Source organism: Actinokineospora guangxiensis (assembly GCF_042657845.1).
GTDB classification, from domain to species: domain Bacteria; phylum Actinomycetota; class Actinomycetes; order Mycobacteriales; family Pseudonocardiaceae; genus Actinokineospora; species Actinokineospora guangxiensis.
This window is the reverse complement of record NZ_JBHSKF010000036.1, coordinates 1-1177: the sequence shown is the minus strand read 5'-3', so window position 1 is coordinate 1177 and position 1177 is coordinate 1. Positions and strand designations below refer to the sequence as shown.

Genomic DNA, 1177 nt, shown 5'->3' with positions numbered 1-1177 from the left:
AGTTCCTGGGCGGCATCCACGAGATCTACTTCCCGTACATCCTCGCCGCGCCGAAGCTGATCCTGGCCGCGATCGCCGGTGGCGCCGCGGGTGTGCTGACCTTCGTGGTGACCGGCGCGGGCCTGGTGGCCTCGCCGTCGCCGGGCAGCATCATCGCCCTGATGGCCGTCGCGCCCAAGGGTGGGCACATCAGCGTCCTGGCGGGCGTGCTCGCCGCCGCCGTGGTGTCCTTCGTCGTGGCCGCGGCGCTGCTCAAGTTCGGCAAGGACGCCCGGCGCGAGGAACGTGAGCAGCAGATCGCCAACGGCGGCACCGTCTAAAGGAGAAGGTATGAGCATCCTCGGCAGCGACATCAAGACCGTCATCATCGCCTGCGACGCGGGCATGGGCAGCAGCGTCATGGTCGCCTCCCAGCTGGCCAAGCGCCTCAAGCCCTACGACGTCAAGGTCAAGCACACGCCGGTCAACGAGATCCCGGCCGACGCGCAGCTCGTGCTCTGCCAGGCCACCCTGGTCGACCGCGCGCGCAAGAACTCCAGCGCCCCGGTCATCGGCTTCAACAGCTTCCTCGGCGACCCGGTGTTCGACCGCGTCGAGCAGGCCATCAAGAACGGGGAGCCCCTTGAGCACTGACCTGCTGGAGGTGCGCCTGGGCCGAACGGCGGCCGACCGCGCCGACGCCATCGAGCAGACCGGAGCCGTGCTGGTCGAGATCGGCGCGGTGGACCCGGCCTACGTGCCCGCGATGCACGAGCGGGAGGAGTCCGTGCCCACCTTCATCGGCGAGGGCGTGGCGATCCCGCACGGCACCGACGCCAGCCGCGCCCTCGTGCGCCGCTCGGCGCTCGCCGTGCTCCAGTTCCCCGAGGGGGTCGACTGGGGCGGGCAGGACGTGCGGCTCTGCGTGGGCATCGCGGCCAGTGGAGACGAGCAGGTCGGTGTGCTCTCCGCGCTGGCCCGCGTGCTGATGGACCCAGACAAGGCCGCCGCGCTGCGCACGGCCGACGACGCCGCGACCGTCGTGGCGATCCTGCGAGACGAGGAGCGAGACCAGTGAAGGTGGCGCGTTTCTACGCCCCGGGTGACATCCGCATCGAGGAGGCGCCGGAGCCGAGCGCGGGTCCGCGTGAGGTGAAGATCGCGGTGCGCAACACCTCCACGTGCGGGACGGATCTGA

2 protein-coding genes and 1 pseudogene are annotated in these 1177 nt (G+C 70.7%); all 3 read left to right on the top strand.

Annotated elements, in window-relative coordinates; all coding sequences use genetic code 11:
- A pseudogene (locus ACFPM7_RS30335) lies at positions 1-320 on the top strand (PTS mannose transporter subunit IIA); the annotation flags it as partial.
- Between the two features lie 10 nt (positions 321-330).
- A complete protein-coding gene (locus ACFPM7_RS30330) occupies positions 331-633 on the top strand; it encodes a PTS lactose transporter subunit IIB (protein ID WP_378251280.1) in 303 nt (100 codons plus the stop codon).
- Entirely contained in the window at positions 623-1057 is a 435-nt protein-coding gene (locus ACFPM7_RS30325; RefSeq protein WP_378251279.1) for a PTS mannitol transporter subunit IIA, read from the top strand. Before ACFPM7_RS30330 ends, ACFPM7_RS30325 begins: the two co-directional genes overlap by 11 nt.
- Positions 1058-1177: the final 120 nt, after the last annotated feature.